General features: G+C 60.0%; 15 protein-coding genes. 8 read left to right on the top strand and 7 right to left on the bottom strand.

What is annotated here, in order from left to right; all coding sequences use genetic code 11:
* The first annotated feature begins 3 nt into the window (after positions 1 to 3).
* From K1W69_RS18575 to K1W69_RS18560, 4 genes are read left to right on the top strand one after another with little or no spacing between them, the layout of a single operon-like run.
* Positions 4 to 678 (top strand): GntR family transcriptional regulator, encoded by a 675-nt coding sequence (locus K1W69_RS18575; RefSeq protein ID WP_220229910.1) that lies wholly within the window; start codon positions 4 to 6, stop codon positions 676 to 678.
* On the top strand, positions 675 to 1691 hold the full coding sequence (locus tag K1W69_RS18570; protein WP_220229909.1) for a DUF2804 domain-containing protein: 1017 nt from the start codon (positions 675 to 677) through the stop codon (positions 1689 to 1691). The genes K1W69_RS18575 and K1W69_RS18570 overlap by 4 nt, the downstream gene beginning before the upstream one ends.
* On the top strand, positions 1685 to 2692 hold the full coding sequence (locus K1W69_RS18565; protein WP_220229908.1) for a DUF2804 domain-containing protein: 1008 nt from the start codon (positions 1685 to 1687) through the stop codon (positions 2690 to 2692). Before K1W69_RS18570 ends, K1W69_RS18565 begins: the two co-directional genes overlap by 7 nt.
* 19 nt (positions 2693 to 2711) lie before the next feature.
* The gene (locus tag K1W69_RS18560; protein ID WP_220229907.1) at positions 2712 to 3767 is read left to right on the top strand and encodes an ABC transporter ATP-binding protein; all 1056 of its coding nucleotides are present in this window, start codon (positions 2712 to 2714) and stop codon (positions 3765 to 3767) included.
* Positions 3768 to 3776: 9 nt separating this feature from the next.
* On the opposite strand, the gene K1W69_RS18555 is transcribed toward K1W69_RS18560, so the two are convergent.
* The 4 genes from K1W69_RS18555 to cysG are packed head-to-tail and all read right to left on the bottom strand — an operon-like array spanning position 3777 to position 7781.
* A complete protein-coding gene (locus K1W69_RS18555; RefSeq protein WP_258571177.1) occupies positions 3777 to 4316 on the bottom strand; it encodes a DUF934 domain-containing protein in 540 nt (179 codons plus the stop codon).
* Entirely contained in the window at positions 4316 to 5986 is a 1671-nt protein-coding gene (locus tag K1W69_RS18550; RefSeq protein WP_220229906.1) for a nitrite/sulfite reductase, read from the bottom strand. Before K1W69_RS18550 ends, K1W69_RS18555 begins: the two co-directional genes overlap by 1 nt.
* Positions 5987 to 6025: 39 nt before the next feature.
* On the bottom strand, positions 6026 to 6337 hold the full coding sequence (locus K1W69_RS18545; RefSeq protein WP_220229905.1) for a DUF2849 domain-containing protein: 312 nt from the start codon (positions 6335 to 6337) through the stop codon (positions 6026 to 6028).
* Positions 6338 to 6362: 25 nt separating this feature from the next.
* Positions 6363 to 7781 (bottom strand): siroheme synthase CysG, encoded by a 1419-nt coding sequence (gene cysG, locus K1W69_RS18540; protein WP_220229904.1) that lies wholly within the window; start codon positions 7779 to 7781, stop codon positions 6363 to 6365.
* Between the two features lie 251 nt (positions 7782 to 8032).
* Here cysG and K1W69_RS18535 point away from each other — a divergent pair, with 251 nt between their 5' ends.
* Positions 8033 to 9286 carry a cytochrome P450 gene (locus K1W69_RS18535; RefSeq protein WP_220229903.1) on the top strand — a complete coding sequence of 418 codons (1254 nt, stop codon included), beginning with the start codon at positions 8033 to 8035 and terminating at the stop codon, positions 9284 to 9286.
* Between the two features lie 5 nt (positions 9287 to 9291).
* Here the strand turns inward: K1W69_RS18535 and K1W69_RS18530 are convergent, their stop codons facing one another.
* The gene (locus K1W69_RS18530) at positions 9292 to 10953 is read right to left on the bottom strand and encodes a sensor histidine kinase (RefSeq protein WP_220229902.1); all 1662 of its coding nucleotides are present in this window, start codon (positions 10951 to 10953) and stop codon (positions 9292 to 9294) included.
* A 241-nt stretch (positions 10954 to 11194) separates the two neighbouring features.
* On the opposite strand from K1W69_RS18530, the gene K1W69_RS18525 reads away from it, so the two are divergent.
* A complete protein-coding gene (locus tag K1W69_RS18525; RefSeq protein WP_220229901.1) occupies positions 11195 to 13153 on the top strand; it encodes a glycosyltransferase family 2 protein in 1959 nt (652 codons plus the stop codon).
* Between the two features lie 12 nt (positions 13154 to 13165).
* Here K1W69_RS18525 and K1W69_RS18520 read toward each other — a convergent pair whose 3' ends face one another.
* The gene (locus tag K1W69_RS18520) at positions 13166 to 13849 is read right to left on the bottom strand and encodes a sulfotransferase (protein ID WP_220229900.1); all 684 of its coding nucleotides are present in this window, start codon (positions 13847 to 13849) and stop codon (positions 13166 to 13168) included.
* Between the two features lie 139 nt (positions 13850 to 13988).
* Entirely contained in the window at positions 13989 to 14759 is a 771-nt protein-coding gene (locus tag K1W69_RS18515; RefSeq protein WP_220229899.1) for a GGDEF domain-containing protein, read from the bottom strand.
* 468 nt (positions 14760 to 15227) lie between these two features.
* Between K1W69_RS18515 and K1W69_RS18510 the strand changes: the two genes are divergently transcribed.
* Together K1W69_RS18510 and K1W69_RS18505 are read left to right on the top strand one after the other, a co-directional pair.
* Complete coding sequence (locus tag K1W69_RS18510; protein ID WP_220229898.1) at positions 15228 to 15938, top strand: SDR family oxidoreductase; 711 nt, start codon at positions 15228 to 15230, stop codon at positions 15936 to 15938.
* A 24-nt stretch (positions 15939 to 15962) separates the two neighbouring features.
* Entirely contained in the window at positions 15963 to 16916 is a 954-nt protein-coding gene (locus tag K1W69_RS18505) for an aldo/keto reductase (RefSeq protein WP_220229897.1), read from the top strand.
* Positions 16917 to 16923 lie beyond the last annotated feature (7 nt).

The following is a 16923-nucleotide window of genomic DNA, read 5'->3' as shown; positions in this document are numbered from 1 at the left end:
CATATGTCCGCAAGACAGAAATACATGACCAAGTCGGAGATCGCCGCGCAGTTCATCCAGGAGCAGATCCTGTCCGGCGAGGCGCCTGCCGGCACACAGATCACCACGAAGGCCGTCTCCTCGGCGATCGGCATGAGCGAAACGCCGGTGCGCGAGGCAATCAAGAGCCTGGCCGCCGAGGGATGGCTGACCCACGCGGCCCACCACGGAACAGTGGTCGCGACCCTCAACAGCGGGCAGATTTCGGAGATCTTCGAACTGCGCGGCCTGCTCAACCAGCAGGCGGTCAAGCGCGGACAATCATCATTCGGCGCCGAACGCATGGCGAAGATCGACGAGAATATCGCGCGTTCGGAAAAGGCGGTCGCCGACAATGATCATTCAGCCTATTCCGGGCTCAACCGCGAGTTCCATGATCTTCTGTGCAATACGCCGGAAGCCGAATGGACCTACCGGATGTTCAGTATTCTGCAGGGGCAGTCGGCCGTCTTCCGGCATGGTTTTCGTGCGATCCCGGATGGATTGCGGAAGTCTCTGGACGCGCATCTGGCGATCCGCGAGGCCCTTGCAAAGGGTCATTTCGAGGATGCCGCCCGGCTTGCCTACGAGGACGAGGTATCCGCCGGCCAGCGGCTGATCGATACGCTGCGGCACGAGGACGGGCAGGACCACTCATGAACTTCATGCCGAAGGTCAAATCGAAGGACGAGCGGGAGATCACCGTTCCGGTGGAGATGTGCCTGCCGAACGGCCGGCTCAACCCGGAAGCCGTCGGCTGGTCGCGTTTTCCCATGCACCGGGACAATCTGAAAGGCTGGGGCCGCAACAAGCGCTTCGAATACTGGTGCGTGATGTCGGAAGAATTCATCGTCACCGCCAATATCTCGCATCACGATTATCGCGCCAACGTGGCCTCGACCTTCGTCGACCTGGAAACGGATCAGGTGATCTCCCGGCGCATCAATCGCTGGCTTCCGGAACCGGGCGCCTTGCCGAATCCCACAGAGCCCCGGCGCGTCTCGCAGTCGGCCGAGGGCATCGTGGTCGCGATCGAGCCGGTAGTCGGGGGAACGCGGCTGCGGGTCGATTCGGATCGCATCCGGCTCGATGCGACGGTCATCGAGCCAGAGGGCCATCAATCCATGGGCGTGCTCGTGCCGTGGAACGACCGGACCTTTCAATACACCCGAAAGGACAATTGCCTGGCGACGCGCGGTTCCGTGATAGTCGACGGCGTCGAACGGACCATCGACCCGGCGAAGTGCCTGGCGGTCCACGATGTCGGTCGCGGACGCTGGCCTTATTCAACATGGTGGAACTGGTCGGCCGCGAGCGGCGAAACCGACGGACGCCAAATCGGGCTGCAGTTCGGCGGCAAGTGGACGGTCGGAACACCATCGACCGAAAACGCCCTGCGCATCGACGGGTGCATCCACAAGATCTCGGAGGAACTCGACTGGGCCTATGACACGAATGATTTCCTCAGCAACTGGACAATAAGGGGCAACCGCGTGGATCTGACATTCACTCCGATGAACCACCACCGTCACCGCTTCAACCGATGGATCGTCTCCGCCCGGGGCGACCAATGTTTCGGACATTTCAACGGGCATATCGTCGCCGATGACGGAGAGGTCCTGCGGGTCGGCAATATCCTCGGAATGGTCGAGGAGGTACACCGCAGATGGTGACGGTGAAGACGGAGCGCGAACTCACCGCGCAAGTCGATCTGTGTGACGCCCGCGGCCGCCTCAATCCGGCGGCGGTCGGTTGGGCGCGCCGTCCCCTGGTGCGCGCCAACCTGCGCGGCTGGGGTCGTAACAAAAGGTTCGAATACTGGTGCATCACCTCGCCCGACCTGGTCGCGGCGCTGAACGTGTCGCACGGCGACTACCGCGTCACGCTTGCCGGATTCTTCCTCGATCTGAAGACGCTGGACCATATTTCCGTGTCGGAAGTGCACTGGCTGCCGGGCAAGCGCGTGCCCGAAATGTGCGATCTGTCGGGGAGCGGACCGGTCATCGGGATCGGGCAGGAGATGTCCATCCGCATGGTCCCGGCTGCAGGTGGTACGCAGCTCAGTCTTGAAAGCGGCCGTCTCGGTATCGAAGCCTTCGTGGCCGAGCCGGAAGACCATGAATCGATGAGCGTGGTTGTTCCCTGGGATTCGAAGCGCTTCCAGCTCACCCGCAAGAGCAATTGCATGAAGGTTGAAGGCACGGTGATTGCCGACGGGAAACGCCACGACCTCGATCCGGACAATACCTACGGCACCCTCGATCACGGCCGCGGGCGGTGGCCCTATTCGATTGTCTGGAACTGGGGCTCTGCCAGCGGCCACAGCGACGGACACGAGATCGGGCTGCAGTTCGGCGGCAAGTGGACCGATGGCACCCCGTCGACGGAAAACGCCCTGCGTATCGACGGGCGGGTGTTCAAGATCGGCGAAGAGCTGGAATGGACTTACGACCGCAGTGATTACATGAAGCCATGGACGATCCGCGGCGCCGGGATCGATCTCATATTCACGCCGGTCTTCGACCGCCATTTCGACTTCGACCGGATGTTGGTCCGCAGCCGCGAGGACCAGTGCTTCGGTTATTACAACGGAACCATCGAAGATCCCGCGGGCAAGACCATCTGGATCAGCGATCTTCTGGGCTGGGTCGAGGAAGTCCACCGTCGCTGGTGAACGGGAAGGAGGACGGGAGATGAGCAAGGTAGAAATCCGCAATCTGCGCAAGACCTATGACAATCTGGAAGTCATTCACGGCATCGATGTCGATATTGCCGACGGGGAGTTCGTCGCGCTTGTCGGCCCCTCCGGCTGCGGGAAATCGACGCTGCTCAGGATGATCGCCGGTCTCGAGGAGATCACCTCCGGTGAAATCCTGATCGGTGACGACGTCGTCAACGACATCGCACCGAAGGATCGCGATATCGCGATGGTGTTCCAGAACTATGCGCTCTATCCGCACATGTCGGTGCGCAGGAATATGGGGTTCGCGCTGAAGCAAAGAGGGCTTCCTGCCAGCGAAATAGACAAGAGGGTCGCCGAGGCGGCCGGGATCCTCGGGCTTGCGGACTATCTGGAGCGCAAGCCGCGGCAACTTTCCGGCGGCCAGAGGCAGCGAGTGGCGATGGGCCGGGCGATCGTGCGCAATCCGAACGTCTTCCTGTTCGACGAGCCGCTTTCCAATCTCGATGCCAAGCTGCGTGTCCAGATGCGATCGGAACTGAAGGAACTGCATCAACGTCTTGCGACAACCACCGTCTATGTCACCCACGACCAGATCGAGGCCATGACGCTGTCGGATCGGGTGGTGGTCATGAATGGCGGAAATGTGGAGCAGGCCGGTCCACCGCTCGAACTCTACGACAGCCCGCATAGCCTGTTCGTCGCAGCCTTCATCGGCTCACCCCAGATGAACTTCTTCGAAGGCACGCTGAGCGACCGCCGGTCTCTGGTGCTCGCAGACGGTGTCGAACTCGGTCTCGGAAAGCACGTTGCACAGCCCGGTGCCGAGGTCACGATCGGCGTCAGGCCGGAGCATTTCAACATCGGCAAAGGCGACGGCTGGCCATCGCAGGCCATCGTCATCGAACCAACCGGATCGGAAACCCAGATCACCACGCGCATCGCCGGTCATACGGCGCGCGTGCTGCTTCGTGGACGCACGTCGATCGAACCGGGTCAGACAATCCATCTGGAGACCGATCCCGAAAACATCCACGTATTTTCGCAAGCCACCGGCCGGGTACTCTGATCGCCGAAGTCAGGCGGCCGCGCCCGGCGTCCTCCGCCAGCTGTATTTTCCGGCAGACTGCGTCGGAACGGCCGCCGGCTGATAGTAGGTGTCGATGCCCGGCAGCCGCCCTTCAGCGAGGCGCTTGAGCGCGGTCGTGTTCGACACTTTGAAACTCGTCACACCACAGCGGAGCATCAGCGGAATCTGGTCGATGAGAACATCGCCGGTTGCGCGGATGTCGCCGGCATAGCCAAGGCGTGACCGCAGCAGGGAGGCTTGGGAGAACGCCCTGCCGTCATTGAATGCGGGAAAAGTCACGGCGATCAGATCGAGCCGGTCGAGAAACGGCTCGAGATCCATCACGTCGTCGGCCGGGCCAAGCAGAACGCCGACGGCGCGGGTCCGCAAGGAATCGTCCATATCAAGATAGCGCGCAAGCGGCAGCACCTGTTTCGAATTGCCGTCGACGACGATTTCCTTGTCAGACACGATCGTCCAGGCGTCGTCGTCGACGAAGCCGTCCCGCGTCCACAATCTCGGTTCCTTCATCAGTGTTACCTCGGTCATCAGGCGGCTTTCGACGTTTCGCCGTAAAGGGCGTCCTTGAAGGGCTGCGGTCCGACCCGGCGATAGGCGGCGAGGAAGCTCTCGTCCGCGTTTTCGCGCAGGCCGAGATAGGTCTCGACAATCGTCTCGACGGCATTGGTGATCTCGTGCGGCTCGAAGCCGCGGCCGATGATCTGGCCGATCGATGTATTCTCGTCGCCGGAACCGCCCAGCGTGATCTGGTAGAGTTCCGCACCCTTCTTCTCGACGCCCAGAATGCCGATATGGCCGACATGGTGATGGCCGCAGGCGTTGATGCAGCCGGAAATCTTGATCTTCAACTCGCCGATCTCGCGCTGACGCTCCAGCGACGCGAAGCGGTTGGAGATGTCCTGGGCGACGTTGATCGAACGGGCGTTGGCCAGCGCGCAGTAGTCGAGGCCCGGGCAGGCGATAATGTCGGAGACGAGGCCGGCGTTGGCCGTCGCCAGTTCAACGTCGAGCAGCGCGCGATAGACCTTCTCCAGATCGGCGAAGGCGACATGCGGCAGAACCAGGTTCTGTTCATGCGACACGCGGATCTCGTCATGGCCATAACGCTCGGCGAGATCGGCGACCGCTTCCATCTGGCTGTCGCTGGCGTCGCCCGGAATGCCGCCGATCGGCTTCAGGGAAATCGTCACGACCCCGTAGTCCGGATGATGGTGGGGCGTCACGTTCTGATGCACCCAGGCTGCAAAGCCCGGATCAGCTTTCTTGGCGGATGCAAGGCCCGACCAGCCTTCAGGCCGGTCCTGCAGTTCAGGCGGCTGGAAATAGCTGGCGATGGCCGCGAGATCGGACTCGGGCAGCTTCAGTTCGGAGTCCTTCAGCTTTTCCCATTCCGCCTCGATCTGCGAGACGAATTCTTCCGTGCCGGTCTCGTGGACCAGGATCTTGATGCGCGCCTTGTATTTGTTGTCGCGGCGGCCGTGCAGATTGTAGACCCGCATGACGGCAGTGACGTAGGAGAGCAGGTGCTCTTCCGGCAGGAAGTCGCGGATCTTCTTGGCGATCATTGGCGTGCGGCCCTGGCCGCCGCCGACATAGACGGCGAAGCCCAGCGCGCCGTTTTCGTCGCGTTTCAGATGCAGGCCGATATCGTGGACCTGGATTGCGGCGCGGTCGCGCTCGGCGCCGGTGACGGCGATCTTGAACTTGCGCGGCAGGAACGAATATTCCGGATGGTTGGACGACCACTGCCGCAGGATTTCCGCATAGGGCCGCGGGTCGGCGACCTCGTCTGCCGCAGCGCCGGAGAAGTGATCCGCAGAGACATTGCGGATGCAGTTGCCGGATGTCTGGATGGCATGCATCTCGACCTCGGCAAGTTCTTCCAGGATCTTTGGCGTGTCCGACAATTTCGGCCAGTTGTACTGGATGTTCTGGCGCGTCGTGAAGTGGCCGTAGCCCTTGTCGTAGTCGCGGGCGATGCGTGCGAGCCGGCGCATCTGGCGGCTGTTGAGCGTGCCATAGGGGATCGCGACGCGCAGCATGTAGGCGTGAAGCTGCAGATAGACGCCGTTCATCAGCCTGAGCGGCTTGAAGGCGTCTTCGGTGATCTCACCGGACAGGCGGCGTTCGACCTGGTCGCTGTATTGCGCGACCCTTTGCTGTACGAAATCGTGGTCGAACTCATCGTAGCGGTACATGTATAACTCCCCGGACCTCTTGTCCGTGACGAATGGATTTTACGCTGCGGAAGCCGGGCGGAACTCGGCCTGTTTTCCAAGATCGGCGCGAACCGTCGGACCTGCCGCGCGAATGCGCTCCCGGAGCCTGACGGGATAGATTTCCCCGTCGATCTCTTCGACATCGATCAGCGCGACATCGACGACCACGTTCTTGTTGAAGGCGGACTTGCCCGCGATTTCCAGCGCGGCGACCGCGTCGTCGTGACGGGCGATCAGGGCATGGTCTATCTGTTCCAGCCAGCGTCCATTGGCGTCGAGCCAAACGGCGATGCCATCGCCAAGGCGGTTTGCCGTGAGTACTTTCATCATGTCGATACTCCTGCTTTCATCTGCCTCAGGCCGCCGCTGATTCCGGAACCAGCGCGACAAGGGGGGTCGATTTTTCAAAATTGGCGCCGGCGACCGCGTCGCCGATGATCACCATGACGGGACCTGTCAGGTCATCGAGCGTTTCGATCAGCGGCAGTTCCTTCAGCGTCGCGTGCATCAGGCGCCTGTCGTCCTGGCTGGCGTTCTCGATTATGGCGACAGCCGTATCGCTGGCGAGGCCAGCGGCGGCCAGCCTCTCGGCGACGGAGGCTGCGACCGTGCGGCCCATATAGACGGCGACTGTCGCGCCCGAGACGGCGAGCCGCGCCCAGTCGGGCAGCACGTCGCTGTTCAGGTCGTGGCCCGTGGTGAAGACCAGCGACGAGGCGACGCCGCGCAGGGTCAGCGGCAGCTCGAAATCGGCGGCGGCTGCGAAGGCGGACGTGATGCCCGGCACGATCTCGTAGCCAATGCCGGCGTCGCGAAGCGCCGCCATTTCTTCAGCCGCGCGGCCGTAGATCAGCGGATCGCCGGATTTGAGACGCACGACGCGCTTGCCGCGTTTTGCGAGGTCGACGATCAGCTCATTGATTTCGTTCTGCGTTTTCGAGTGGCAGCCTTTGCGCTTGCCGACCGAGACGCGCTCGGCGTCGCGGCGACCCATGTCGACGATTTCTTCCGGTACGAGCGCATCGTAGAGGATGGCGTCAGCTTCCATCAGAACCCGTTGGGCGCGCAGCGTCAGCAGATCCTCGGCGCCTGGTCCGGCTCCAACCAGCCATACGTAGCCCGAGTTGCGGCCGGTGTTCGAAAGCAGCGTATTGGCGGCCTGTCGCGCCGCTGCCAAGTCGCCGTTTTCAACCTGTTCGCTTACAGATCCGGAGAAGAACCGCCGCCAGAAATCGCGGCGGACGGCGCCGCGCGGGACAGTGCGATCGACGATGCCGCGATAGGATTCGGCAAGCGTGGCGAGTTGCCCGAGCGACGGCGCAAGCATCCGGTCGATGCGCGCGCGGATGATCTGGGCAAGGACAGGGCCCGCGCCTTCCGTTCCGATGGCGACCGAGACCGGAGCCCTGTTGACGAGAGCGGGCGTCAGGAAATCGCAATAATCGGCCTGGTCGACCGCATTGGCCGGGATCTTGAGGCGGCGGGCGTCCGTGACGATCCGCGCATCGAGCGCAGCGTCTCCGGTGGCGGCGAAGACGAGCGTCGAATCCTGCAGGAAATCGATGGAGTAGGGAGCGGCGACGCGCGTGATGTTCCTCTGACGGATCCAATCCTCGAACGACGCCTCGAGGGCGTCGCCATAAACAACGATTTCGGCGGCGGTGTTGGCGAGCAGCCGCGTTTTCGCAAAGGCTTCGTCGCCATTGCCGAAAATTGCAACCTTCTGTCCGGCTACGTTGAAGAACGCCGGGAATGTCGAGAGCTTGCGGGCCATCACCAGTTCCTTTTTAAGGCCTTGGCCGCCGATCAGGGGCCTTGAGCCAATGTTGTCCTTAATGTGATGAATCCGGCTTCCCGATTGAAGGAATGAAATGCTGTCTACGCTGATCCGCGAGTATTATTTTGCTCACGCCGATTGAGTTTGTGGGTCATTCGACCAGCGGGCTCCAAAAGCCCGATCCGGCCGGTCCATTCTTGTCAATCTTGCGGTTTCGTGGCATCCAGACGGGCTTGGGAAGGAAAGTCATGTCTGTTGTTCCGGACACCTATGAGCGTATTGAATTGGCGTCGCCGGAAACGATCCGCGGCTTCGACCTCCGCCGATTGCCGGACGCCTTCTACGAAAATCCCTTTCCCTTTTATCACCGCATGCGGCGCGATACGCCGGTGCGGCGCATGCCGGACGGCTCGATCCTTCTGACGCGCCATGCGGACCTGGACAGGATCTATCGCGACACGAAGACCTTCTCGTCAGACAAGAAGATCGAGTTCAAGCCGAAATTCGGAGACAGCCTGCTATACGAGCATCACACGACGAGCCTGGTGTTCAGCGATCCGCCTCTGCATACGCGTGTGCGCCGCGCGATCGTTGGTGCTCTTGCGCCGCGCGCCCTGAAACCCCTTGAGCCGCAGGTGGAACGGATCGTCGACAGCCTGATCGCGGATATCGAACCCGGATCGGAATTCGACGCGGTCGAACAGTTCGCAATCCATCTGCCGATCGAGATTATCAGCGATCTCCTGTGCGTGCCGCGCAACGAGAGGGAGCCGCTGCGCGGCTGGTCGCTTGCGATCCTCGGCGCGCTCGAGCCGGAAATTCCCAAAGAAAAGTTTGAATGGGGCAACCGCGCAGTCGAGGAGTTCCTCGTCTATCTGAAGGAACTGGTCGCGCGCCGCCGCGCCGAAATGACCCCTTCGGATGACGATATACTGAGCCGGCTGATACGCGACGTCGACGCCGAGGACGGCCTGATGCACGAGGAGTTGCTTCACAGTTGCATCTTCATCCTCAACGCCGGTCATGAAACCACGACCAATCTGATTGCAAGCGGCGTCAACATGCTTTGCGACATGCCCGAAACAACCGCGATGCTGAATGACGATCCGTCTCTGTGGCCGGTCGCCATCGAGGAAATCCTGCGGCTGGAAAGCCCCAATCAGCTGGGCAACCGGCGCGCGGTCGAGGCATTCGAAATCGACGGCGAACGGTTCGACGCAGGGACGCAGATCACGCTGTGCATTGGCGCGGCGAATCGCGATCCGGCGGTTTTTGAAAATCCCGACAGTTTTCGTCTGGACCGTGGGCGGTTCACCCATTTTGCCTTCGCCGGCGGTCCGCATCTGTGCGCCGGAATGACGGTCGCCCGCATCGAAGGCCGTATTGCGCTGTCGAAGATCTTCTCCGCCTTTCCTCATTTGCGGAGAACGCGTCCGGCGGTCCGATCCAGACGCGCGCGGTTCCGGGGCTTCGATCACCTGCCCATGCGGGCTCTGGCCTGAAAATCCTATTCGTCGTCCTTGACGCCGATGAAGGAAGCCAGGGGAGCGACGAGTTTCCAGCGGAAACCTTTTTCTCCGTATTGCGTCGTAACCGCTCCCCAGAAAACGGCCTGGGCGTGGCTGACGACAACCTGGGAGCCGAAACCCTTTCGCGTCGGTTCGACGGCTGGCGGGCCGCCGATTTCCAGCCAGTTGATTTCGAGATCCTCGGGCTTGTCGGGATGGCGCACAATGTCCCATTCGATGCTCACGCGGCCTGTGGGAACGGACCAGGCGCCGTATTTGACGGCGTTGGTGGCAAGTTCGTGCAGGATCAATCCCAGATTTTGTGTGGCTTCCGGTTTCAGGAGCACAGTCTGGCCGCTGGTGTCGAGCCGCGCGGTGATGTCTCCGAAAAATTCCATCTGGCTGCGGATGACCGTTTCAAGAGGAACGGCGGCCCATTGTTCCGACGTCAACAGGTCGACCGAGCGGCCAAGCCCGGATATGCGCGCATCGATGCTGCGGTTGAAGTCTGCGATCGTTTCGGCGTTGCGGGCGGTCTGGCGGATCGCCGCCTGCACGAGGGAAAGCTGGTTCTTGGTGCGATGCGCCAGTTCGCGCATGATTAACCTGATCTGGTCTTCCGCCTGGCTGCGATCGAAGGACGCCGTTGAAAGCGCCTTGGCGACCGTGTCGATTTCGCGCACCGGCGTATTGATCGGCGCGACGATCTTGCCTTCGCCCATCTCGTTCGCCATGCCTGCGATGCCGATGATCGACTTGCGGATCTGTCTTGCAACCAAATAGGCGGCGAAAACGGCGATCGCCAGGAGAAGCACGCCGCCGAGGATCAGCGACCGCCAGGTTTCCCGGATCGCTTCCTGTCCTGATCCGATCGGCCCCCAGGCGACCGCGTTCCAGCTCCAGCCAGGCAGTCTGGTGTAGCCGCTGAGCAGTTTTTTTCCGTCGATCGTCGCTCGAGTGACGCCGCTGAACGATTCAAAACTGGCCAGCAACCTTTCATCAAAAGTTTCGCCGGTGTCAGCCTGGTCGGGTCCTATGGACGCCACAACCTGGCCTGCGCTGTCGAGGATCGCAGCTGACCAGCCTTCCGGAAGGCTGTCTGTGGAAATGAGCGACGCGACCTCGGCGGCGTTGCGCGTGATGATGAGCGCGTCGCCTGATCTCGTTTTCGGCGGCGCCGGAAGAAGCACGTTGAAGACCCATTGCTTGCTTGTCTGGCCGAAGAAAACGTCCGACACGGTGAGTCGTTGGCTTTCGAGCGCGCTTGCGAGCGACTTCAAGTGCGATATCGGGCCGAGCGGCGTGCCGAAGGGCACACGTGTATTGAGGAGCTGCTGTCCGTCTTCCTCGACAAGTATGACGTAGAGAGAACTGTGCCTGAGGGCTGATTGCGTCCTGTTATGGAAATTCTGCAGGTCTCCCGCCTCAAGTTCAGGATCGGATGCGACGAGCCGGATATTGGCCGCCATATCACTCAGGAGCTGGTTGGTGGACGAAGCCAGACTGCGGGCGTCCCGAAGCGCCCGGCGTTCAAGCAACTCCTGCTGTCCGTCTTCGAGTTGTTGAAGGACGAGGACGACAAAAATGAGAATCGGCGCAATGGCGGCGATAACGATCGCGACGAGAAACGCGCCGATAGGCGCATTGGGAAACAGTTTCACGCCGTCTCCTGATGACAAGGCCAAGCCGCCGAATATTCAAGCGGCTGATTATAGGGTCTTTTTATTGCAGCCAAAGGGGCGGCGTCTTGTTTGTCGAAGTTCATTTCATTGCGTTGAACCGAAGAATATCGTACCTCTCATAGCCTATATTTTGTTTGGGCAAATTAAAATTTATTACACTGCCGGCGGCGACCGTTGAATATGCCGCTGCTTGCTGTCGACAGACGTCGGGACCGGTTGCATGCACGATACTGACAGCGGGATAAACGGGGAAGCGACGACATGCGCCTCGCTTGAAAAGGCGTTCGGGCGCGCCGGAGAAGAATTTCTTGCCGGCAATCACGCCGCCGCCCGAAATGCGATGGAGGGATTCCAGGAAAAACTGATCCCTCATTGCAAAATCATCGGCGAGCCGGGGCCTGAAAATCCGAGATTTTCGATTGTCGTCCTCAATTACAAGCAAAGCCTGGATTTCGCAGCGCTTGTTTTCTCACTTTCGGGCGTTTCCAGGACGCAAGAGTGTGAGGTGGTCTTTGTCAACAACGGCAATCCTTCCCTGGAGAAAACCGTTTTCGACAGACTGGACTGCTACGTCCGGATCGACGCGCCGTTCAATGTCGGCTGCTCTGAAGGGCGGAATATCGGAGCGCGATTGGCGCGCGGCGAATACGTCATTTTTCTCGATGACGACGGCGCAATCACGGAAGACACGATTGGCGCGCTTGTATCGGTCATTGCGCGCCATGGCGCAGTCGCGGTCAGGGGCAGGATCGTCCCGAAATCACCAGGCGGATCGTCTGCCGAGAATTACGATCTCGGCGACCGCATCCGGCCCGCCATTCCGTCAGCCGAAGGCATTTCGATCTGGCGACGGGATCTGTTTCTCGAGTTCGGCGGCTTCGACCCGCTTCTTGTCGGACATGAAGGGTTGTTGCTCTGCGCCCGCATGTTGCCCTTCTTCGGTCCGGAGCGATTTCTGTATACGCCCGAGGCGCTTCTGATCCACGATTTCGCAGACGCTCCCGAACAGGCGGCGGAAAAAAGCGCGCTGTATGATCGAAACGACGCCTATATCGGTTTCTGCGGCTATGACAAATCCGCTGTCCAGCGGATTTTCTCCGTTTATCGTCGGCCGACGCGACAGTCGAAGGCGTTTGAATTCCGCAAATCCTTGTGTTTGCCGCCTCCGAATGACGATGCGCCGGAACTTACCGTTCTGACCGTCGCCAGAAACGTCCGCGATCGTCTCGACGACTACCGCCGAATGCTTGGATTGCAAACCTGGCGGAACTTCAAGGTCGTTTTCGTGGATGACGGGTCCGACGATGACACTGCCGACCGCCTTCTGGATCTATGGTCAGGGGAGTACGACAGGCTTGCGCTTGTCAGGACCGATGGCGTCGGGCGCGGCGCGGCGTTCGATCACGCGATCGCCAGGGCCGAAAGCGACGTCTGCGTGATCGCTGAAATCGGTGATATCAGCGTCGCTGACCGCTTCGCTCAGACGGCCTCCTACTTTGCGCAGCACCCGTATTCGGGATGTGTCTGTTTCGACATATTTTCCGACAGGCCCATGAAGATCAGACCGGACGGACCGCAAGTCGTCGCGCCGTCGACAATGCAAGCCCGCGCGCTGTTCGGAGCGCCAGGCCCGTTTTCCTGCTTCGCATTCAGAAAATCGGCCTTCCTGCAGTCTTTCGACGCATCGCTTGATACGGGCGCCGAACTGGAGTGGGTTCACCGCAATCTGGAAAACGGCGCCAGTGGACATTTTCTGCCGACGCCGGAGGCCTATCACCCCTTGCCGGTTGATAGCGATCAGCGGACGCCGGCGCTCGCACTGGAGAGAGTTATCGCCACCCATGCGCGGTATCTCGCCCACATGGATGATGGCGACAAACGTTGCGCGGGGCAGCTTGCGGGTCTCGTTCCGCTGCAGAGCGAAGATGACGTAACGCAGTTGCGGACATACGAATGCCGCTTCCTTGAGGCGCTTGGGGATTTCGAAAGGGAACTCGCCGTCGAGATCGCGATGCTCATGGATCTTCGTATTCGTGACCTTGAACACATTCAGACCAAGCGCGCGATCGCCAGGCAGCAAGAGCGATCCGCCAGAAAGAGTTTCAAGAAGGATAGCGTCATGATGAGTGGCGCGCGCATTGGCAATGAACTTCGACGCTGGACGAGGAAGATGCGGTAATCTGGCTGCTGTTCAGTGTTTCAACCGGACGTTCAGGATTTCCCGGCAGCGAGGAAGATCGAGTTCTTCGCCCAACATGTCGAACACCGGTTTCAGGCGGCTCGGATCTTCAGAGAAATCTTCGTAGTCTGTAATACTCGAATTGCCGGGATGCTTTTCGTGATAGTCGAGAAAGGCCGCATTCATTTCATCGACGAGTTTCTCGACTGTTTTTCCTGGTCTCTGGGCGAACCACCCCGACCGGGCGACATCGATGTGGGACCGACGGTTGAAGATGAAATGCGCATTCGGAAAGAATTTCTGCATGAAATCAAGATAGTCCGCGAACTTGTCGCCCAGTTCGTGATAGCGGATCTCCTTGAAACCGAGCCATGTCGCTGTCGGCTCCGGTTTCAGGATCTGTCGGACAAAACAATCAATGAGCGCGTCGCCGAACTCGGATGGCGCGACCTTGTCGGCCCCAAACCACGGGGCCGTGTCGGCGAGTTCCGGTTTTCCTTGTGCGTACCGCGTTCGATGCGCCGCCTCAAAGGCGCGAAAGAGATGCATGAGCGCATTGGCGTTTTCGCCCCGAATACATGCGCCCGGTATGGTGTTGATCAGGCGTGTCAGCAGGGTCGAGCCTGATCTGCCGTAGCAGATGATAAAGATCGCGCCTTTCAGGCTGCTGTAATGATTGGCCAGAAAAAGTCCCAAATGAACGCCTTTGGATGAGCTCCGCGAGAGCGGCAATATCGAAATTCATGAAACAGGATTGTCATTGTTGCACAATCATAGGGCGAAATTTGCGGCGACGTAAGCCGTAAGACAGGAAAACTCCGCAAGGCTGATGACGCTAGTGCAGCGGATCGGTTGTTTGCGGAGAAAAAATGGAGAGTTCAACCCGATTACGGCCGTTGCGTTTGGCGAGATAGAGCCGTTCGTCGGCGCCGCGATAGAGATCGCTGAATGCGGCGCCGCGCTCGAATATCACGCCGCCGACGCTTACGGACAACACATGGCGCTGCTCATCGACGACAAAGGCGACTTCGCTGATAGCCGACCGGATCCGTTCAGCGGCGTCGGGAAAATGGTCGGATGGCTTGCGGGGCATGAAAACGCAAAACTCCTCGCCGCCAATGCGGCCAACGAGGTCCGTGTCGTGCACCGTTTCGGCGATCGCCTCGGCGATGAGCTGCAACGCCTTGTCGCCATAATCATGGCCGAAGCGGTCGTTCACGGCCTTGAAGTGATCCACGTCGATGACGAAAAGCGCATTGTGAGACGCCGCCGACGCTTCCTCGACCCTGTTGAGATAGCCGTCGACCATCTCGGTAAAGGCTCGGCGATTGAGCAACGACGTCAGGGGATCGGTCGCCGCGACCGTCATCAACTCGGTATGTGCAATGGCGAGCTGCCGCATTTTGCTCAGGATGAACAGGAAGAGCGGCGGCGCCAGTATCAGCGGAATCAGGAGATTGTTGATCGGGTCGGAGCCCCATCGCCAGGATCCGTCTTCAAAGGAGTAGCTGTCGAACGCGAAGGCGAAACCGATACACGCAAGCGTGCCGAGCGCCGTAAACGCATAGACACGCGCCCACCCCTCTGACGACCAGTCGAGTTTCATTTCAGCGGCTCTTTATCTGCGCCATTGCATCGCTGCCTTTGACCTTGTCGTGTCGCGCCAGCAAATCATCCGGAATGACAAGTAGTGAAATCTAATGTACCTGATTTGAACCAGTTTATACACCACAGTAAGCCGTTTTGCTCCCCTTGGAGTTTAATGAATCCTATAATACTGGATTGTGTTACTGCGCGGGAACTGCTCTGATCGTCTGTCAACATTGTCATTTCGATGGTTGCCATTTCGGCTTTTGCTCCCATTTCAATAGGGAGCGCCGCGTCCGCGGCAGCCGGATCAATCTTCAGCCACACCCACTGCGTCCGGATGCGATCGCGGCCATTATTTGTTCATGGACAGGGTTGGGGGCGATGCACATTGACCTGAGTTCGAAAACCGCGATTGCCGCCGGCGCTGACCTGCTGGCTGACGGCGGCGTCGTCGACAGTTTGTGATAGGGACGGAGGAAGCATCATGTCGCTCGAAGGCAAAAAAATTCTGATCGTTGGAGGCAGTTCCGGCATCGGCTTTGGGGTGGCGGAAGCCGCCCTCGCCCATGGTGGAAATGTCGCTATCGCATCGCGCAGCAGCGAAAAACTCGAGAAAGCCGTGTCTCGGCTCGGCGGCGGCGCCTCCGCCCGGGTGCTCGATACTGCCGATCAACCGGCCATCGAGGCTTTCTTTACGAACTTGGAACCCTTCGATCATGTTGTGGTTTCGGCCGCCGAAACCAGAATTGCTGCAGTGAGCGAACTGGCTCTGGAAGACGCCTATCGTTCGATGGAATCGAAGTTCTGGGGCGCCTATCGAATCGCGCGACAGGCCAAAATCGCCGATGGCGGTTCGCTGACCCTGATATCGGGAACGCTCTCCACGCGGCCAAAAAAGGGAGCTGCTCTTCAGTCGGCGATCAACGCCGCGCTGGAGGGCCTCACCCGCGGCCTGGCGCTGGAGATGGCGCCGGTTCGCGTGAATTGCGTGTCGACGGGTCTCGTCATGACGGAAATGTATGACCGGCTTCAAGGCGACGCCCGCAAATCGATGTTCGAGGGCGCCGCCGAAAGAATGCCGGTGGGACAGATCGGCGCGCCGGCGCATATCGCGCTTCAGGTCGTTGCATGCATGGCCAATTCATACATGACCGGAGCAACGATCATGGTCGACGGCGGCGGAGCAATCGCCTGAAAGCAAGAATGAAAGGAAAAAGGAATGGATAAGCGGACACTCGGCAACACAGGGTTTTTGATCGCGCCGATCGTCTTCGGCGGCAACGTATTTGGTTGGACAATCGATGAAAAAACCAGCTTCGAATTGCTCGACGCCTTTGTCGATCACGGATTCAACGCGATCGATACGGCGGACTCTTATTCGACATGGGCGCCAGGCAACAGCGGCGGCGAATCCGAAACGATCATCGGAAACTGGCTGAAGGCCCGGCCGGGCATGCGCGACAGGGTCGTGATTTTCACCAAGGTCGCATCGGATCTCGGCAAGCCGGGACAAAAGGGGCTTTCGGCGAAGTGGATCACCGAAGCGGTCGAGAATTCCCTGTCCCGGCTGAAGATCGACAGCATCGATCTGTATTTTTCCCACTGGATGGATCCGGAAACGCCGCAGGAAGAGACGCTTGGCGCCTATGACAAGCTCATCAAGGAAGGCAAGGTCAAGGCCATCGGCGCATCGAACCACGACGCCGAATACCTCGCCAAAGCCCTCAAGATTTCCGCAGATCAGGGATTGCCCGCCTATCAGGTTGTTCAGCCGGAATACAATCTCTACGACCGCGAAACCTTCGAAGGACCTCTGTGCGATCTTTGCGAGGAAAACGGTATTGGAGTGGTCACCTATTTCAGCCTGGCGTCTGGATTCCTGTCCGGTAAATACCGCTCGAAAGCCGATCTCGGGCAATCGGCCAGAGGCAGCCGCGTGGAGAAATATCTCGACACGCGCGGGCTCGCCATTCTCGACGCGCTCGATCAGGTGGCGCAAAGCCATGCGGCTACGCCCGCCGAGGTTGCGCTTGCCTGGCTGATCGCAAAGAAAGGCGTTACTGCTCCGATCGCCAGCGCCACCAAGCCGGCCCATCTGGAGAGTTTCGTGAAAGCTGTGGAACTGACGCTGTCGGACGAGGAAATGCAGGCGCTCGACGCGGCAGGCGGCTGAACCTTTT

This window comes from Flavimaribacter sediminis, assembly GCF_019492055.1.
In the GTDB taxonomy this organism is placed as follows: Bacteria; Pseudomonadota; Alphaproteobacteria; order Rhizobiales; family Rhizobiaceae; genus Flavimaribacter; species Flavimaribacter sediminis.
This window is presented reverse-complemented; position numbering and strand designations above follow the sequence as displayed.

Excerpts from the sequence above, each read along its gene's own strand:
- K1W69_RS18575 (WP_220229910.1), top strand. The coding sequence starts at position 4 with ATGTCCGCAAGACAGAAATACATGACCAAGTCGGAGATCGCCGCGCAG.
- K1W69_RS18570 (WP_220229909.1), top strand. The coding sequence starts at position 675 with ATGAACTTCATGCCGAAGGTCAAATCGAAGGACGAGCGGGAGATCACC.
- K1W69_RS18565 (WP_220229908.1), top strand. The coding sequence starts at position 1,685 with ATGGTGACGGTGAAGACGGAGCGCGAACTCACCGCGCAAGTCGATCTG.
- K1W69_RS18560 (WP_220229907.1), top strand. The coding sequence starts at position 2,712 with ATGAGCAAGGTAGAAATCCGCAATCTGCGCAAGACCTATGACAATCTG.
- K1W69_RS18555 (WP_258571177.1), bottom strand. The coding sequence starts at position 4,316 with ATGACCGAGGTAACACTGATGAAGGAACCGAGATTGTGGACGCGGGAC.
- K1W69_RS18550 (WP_220229906.1), bottom strand. The coding sequence starts at position 5,986 with ATGTACCGCTACGATGAGTTCGACCACGATTTCGTACAGCAAAGGGTC.
- K1W69_RS18545 (WP_220229905.1), bottom strand. The coding sequence starts at position 6,337 with ATGATGAAAGTACTCACGGCAAACCGCCTTGGCGATGGCATCGCCGTT.
- cysG (WP_220229904.1), bottom strand. The coding sequence starts at position 7,781 with ATGGCCCGCAAGCTCTCGACATTCCCGGCGTTCTTCAACGTAGCCGGA.
- K1W69_RS18535 (WP_220229903.1), top strand. The coding sequence starts at position 8,033 with ATGTCTGTTGTTCCGGACACCTATGAGCGTATTGAATTGGCGTCGCCG.
- K1W69_RS18525 (WP_220229901.1), top strand. The coding sequence starts at position 11,195 with ATGCACGATACTGACAGCGGGATAAACGGGGAAGCGACGACATGCGCC.
- K1W69_RS18515 (WP_220229899.1), bottom strand. The coding sequence starts at position 14,759 with ATGAAACTCGACTGGTCGTCAGAGGGGTGGGCGCGTGTCTATGCGTTT.
- K1W69_RS18510 (WP_220229898.1), top strand. The coding sequence starts at position 15,228 with ATGTCGCTCGAAGGCAAAAAAATTCTGATCGTTGGAGGCAGTTCCGGC.
- K1W69_RS18505 (WP_220229897.1), top strand. The coding sequence starts at position 15,963 with ATGGATAAGCGGACACTCGGCAACACAGGGTTTTTGATCGCGCCGATC.